The 3,340-nt window shown below is 53.0% G+C and carries 4 protein-coding genes and 1 pseudogene; 4 read left to right on the top strand and 1 reads right to left on the bottom strand.

What is annotated here, in order from left to right; translation table 11 throughout:
* From G3N58_RS33580 to G3N58_RS33565, 4 genes and pseudogenes are all read left to right on the top strand, one after another.
* Positions 1–389, top strand: a pseudogene (locus tag G3N58_RS33580) (hypothetical protein); the annotation flags it as partial.
* A gap of 9 nt (positions 390–398) precedes the next feature.
* Positions 399–749, top strand: coding sequence for a hypothetical protein (locus tag G3N58_RS33575; RefSeq protein ID WP_205988383.1), 351 nt, complete (start codon positions 399–401; stop codon positions 747–749).
* An 87-nt stretch (positions 750–836) separates the two neighbouring features.
* Positions 837–1,238: a hypothetical protein gene (locus G3N58_RS33570; protein ID WP_206001341.1), complete on the top strand. Its 402-nt coding sequence runs from the start codon at positions 837–839 to the stop codon at positions 1,236–1,238.
* Position 1,239: 1 nt separating this feature from the next.
* Entirely contained in the window at positions 1,240–1,467 is a 228-nt protein-coding gene (locus G3N58_RS33565; protein ID WP_206001340.1) for a hypothetical protein, read from the top strand.
* Between the two features lie 583 nt (positions 1,468–2,050).
* Here the strand turns inward: G3N58_RS33565 and G3N58_RS33560 are convergent.
* Positions 2,051–2,512, bottom strand: a complete 462-nt coding sequence (locus tag G3N58_RS33560; RefSeq protein WP_206001339.1) for a hypothetical protein — start codon at positions 2,510–2,512, stop codon at positions 2,051–2,053.
* Between the last annotated feature and the right edge of the window lie 828 nt (positions 2,513–3,340).

The raw sequence follows: 3,340 nt of genomic DNA, 5'->3' as shown, positions 1-3,340 counted from the left end.
AGTTCTTTCCGTTTGACCGGCTGCGCTCGCTGCCAACCGGTTACGAGATGGCCGAAGCCCTGGGCATCGCATGGACGTGCGATTGTCGCGGACGCTCACGAACCCCGCCGCAGAACCTCGGCCGTGCACAGCCGTTCGGGTACAAGCCGCTTGACGCGCCTAACGGCGATGCTGAAACCTATGGCGGTATGCCAATTGAGAACGGCCCGCCTAATACGTGGGTCGAGAATCCATCTGGAAGTGGGCAATTGCGGCTGTATGATGCCAACGGCAACGCTGCCGTTGATATTGATTTTGATCACGACCATGGTTTTGGTGCGCCGCATTCGCACAATTGGGATGGCCGGAGTCGTGACCTTGGGAATGCCGTGTCAATTCTCCCTTATTAATATTGCGATATGGATAATTTGAAAGATTTTGAGTATTTTCATGACTGGTATATGGACACGCTTCATGTATCAAAAGAACGCGAAACACTAACACTTGGTATGTACCTGCAAGACCAGCGCGCGTCCGTATCTTTCGTGGGGATGAACCGGTGTGTACTCGAAGATCTCGGGCTACAGAACATCGTATACGAGATTAAAGTACTGGAACCGGGAACTCCGCGTTATGAGAAAGCGCAACTGGTACTCGCCAAGTCCCAACATTGGACGGATAGACAACCTTGCAAAATTGCGCAGCTTTTCTCAACCTGTGGCGCAGAACTTGTTATCGAGTTTGAAACGTTAGAGGTTATTGCGGCATGAGTATGAGAGTCCCTGCCATAGAAATAGAATGGCGTTTGTCCGTGCTAAAAGGTTTTGCAGTGGACTGGCATTAGTCGCGCAGCGGATATGCTCACCTTGGGTTTTGGACCGAAGCATGAGGAGAGAAACTTCTATGGCGTACCCAGGCAAGTCAGCGCATGGGCTTTGCATATTCAGTGCGCCTGGACCTTGAGTAAGGCGGGAAAAAGTATCCCGACTGAAAAATCCCTGGTGGGTTTTGATGAGGAAGTCAACGCGTTTGTAATTTCTCTGAGAGAAGCGTTAGCTCGACTTGCCCCGGTCATTGTCGAAGGTATATCGGCCAACTCGGAATGCGGCCTGGTCATTTCTCTGTCGCAATCGTTCCGTTTGATCGTAGCAATGAACGGAGCGGGGGACGATGAGGACTGGCGGTTCTTCGAGAAAAAACGCGATGCGCGGCATCTTGTGATTGAAGGTGGCCGGATTGTGCCGCAATCATTCGATTGAGATGCGAATCACAAAGCGCGCGCGCCTGGCTGGCGAACTTGGTTGCTTCGTACAGAAGTACGCGCGCAAGGCACGTCTTGGCGGGCTTGACCCGAACGATCGCAAATATGACAGGAAAATCGAGAAGGCGATGCGGGCGCTCCGCCCGGACGAACTTTCCGAATTGCTGTCCGACGATGTGGGGGATCACGGCGATGATGGAAGCGATGGGTGGCACGGTCGAGATTGATGAATATCGATAGAGCATCGCTCGAATGCACAAGCCGATCCATGCCGCCGCCATGGTTGCTGAAGCGGGCGGGTTTGGGCGAAGCCTATACGTGGTATCGGGTGCTTTGCGTGCAGGTGCATACGAGCGTGTCAAGCCTGATCTTGCGTCACGCGAATCCGCCCCGTCGTGTCGCCTGTGTGGGTCGGTGCAAAACATAGCGAAAAATCACTTACACCGGCCCTTACACGGATTCAGAAAGCAAAAAGCCCAGCCGGTTAGGGCTGGGCTAAGTGCTTGAATCTTTTGGTGGAAAGAGGAATCGGAAAGGCGGTGAAAGGCACTGCCAATTGGAAATGTATAAATTGGTTGATGATTTCATACCCCCAATCGTACCCCCAAAGTTGCTCCCAAGCGCTTACTTATCTCGTCTTGCTGAAATATGATGGCTCTGTTCGCCCCGCGTTTAGGACATGCCGAACGATTTCGTCAAACCGTTGCGTCGACCGGTTGAATCCGCAACCCAAATCTGACGTTGCGGCCCGCCCAGAGCCGACGTTCGTTGCTGCGAACCGAGATGGCCTTGACTGGAACTACGGTCAGTTTAATCGGGTGCGCGCCGTGCCAACCAGCTGCCCAATAGCGCAGCCAAAACGCCAAGAATTACTCCCCATCCCCACTGCAGCATGCCCGCCTTTCGGCTATCTTCGGCGCTTTTCTGCGTGCGTTTGAGGATTTCACGATCGCCTAAATTCATCCGTACGAGGGTAGGGCCGCAATACTCCAAATGCATGGGCGATCCAGACGGCATTCCATCGAACATCGTCATCGGGAAAGGCCCGCGATTACGTCCGGCCTCTCGTGCCAAGAGCATGGATTTTCCATTGTTGAGAAAAGATATCTCCTTCCCTAGGAAGCGATTCTGAATTTCGAGTGTCCCGTCATAGCCTACCGAATGACACGGTAGTCCGACAGGACTATCCAGCCAGTAAATGTACGCGAGCGTGAATGAAGTCCCGCCAATAATTATCCCCAGCAAGAAAAGCATTACGCCTGCCATTTTCATTGTTATGACCTTTGTGTATGGTTTCTTCGAATAACGTAACGTCGCGGTGCCAAGGCATGCGATGACCAGGCTCCGATCTCGTGTCGTGTGAATGGCCGCGACGCTTGTGCATCATGAGGGTCGCTTTGCAGCCTGACGCCGCCCAGTGCGTACAAAGTCCGCAGCCTTGGCAAGCACTAGAATAAAGAGCGCCAGATATATGGCATCCGACAGATCAAATATCGCTCGATCAAGGACGGAGCGCGAAGGGTTGCCCGGATCGTAAAACGTACGGACGGTAGAACCGACTGGCCGCGATAGGCCGTCACGTTCCGCGACAGGCTCATATTGATACCAGTTCACGTCATAGCCGTGAGCGATGTGCGAGCTTTCGGCGCTATATGACCTACCGTCGACGGTATAGTTGTATGTCCATGACGGCGCCCACAAATGGTTTCCGTACTTGAGGGGTTTGGAGATCGTATGGATGGACGTGATTGTGGCTTCGGTTTCGGGCCACGTCCGCTCGACTGCGAGGAAGTAGAGTTTCGATCCAACTGCGGCACCTGTATATCCGAGTAGCCCAAGTACGAGTATTGTCAGGAGGCCGAGTATTGCCGTGAGAAATATCCTTAATTTCATAGGCTCTTCTTGTGGGTGCAGGCAGTTGATTTGTTGCAGATTGTCAACGATCTTCTTCGCGATGTCGAATGGCTGAAACTGGCCGAGGCCGTGTGAAAACGAATTGATCGTCTAAACTGAATCAACGCGTTGAGACCGGGTGACTCATGAAGCGATTCGTTGAAGGCGATGACCGCAAGCAGGTCGCACTACTTCCCGAATGCGTCG

Source organism: Paraburkholderia sp. Ac-20342 (genome assembly GCF_017104985.1).
Taxonomy (GTDB): Bacteria; Pseudomonadota; Gammaproteobacteria; order Burkholderiales; family Burkholderiaceae; genus Paraburkholderia.
This window is presented reverse-complemented; position numbering and strand designations above follow the sequence as displayed.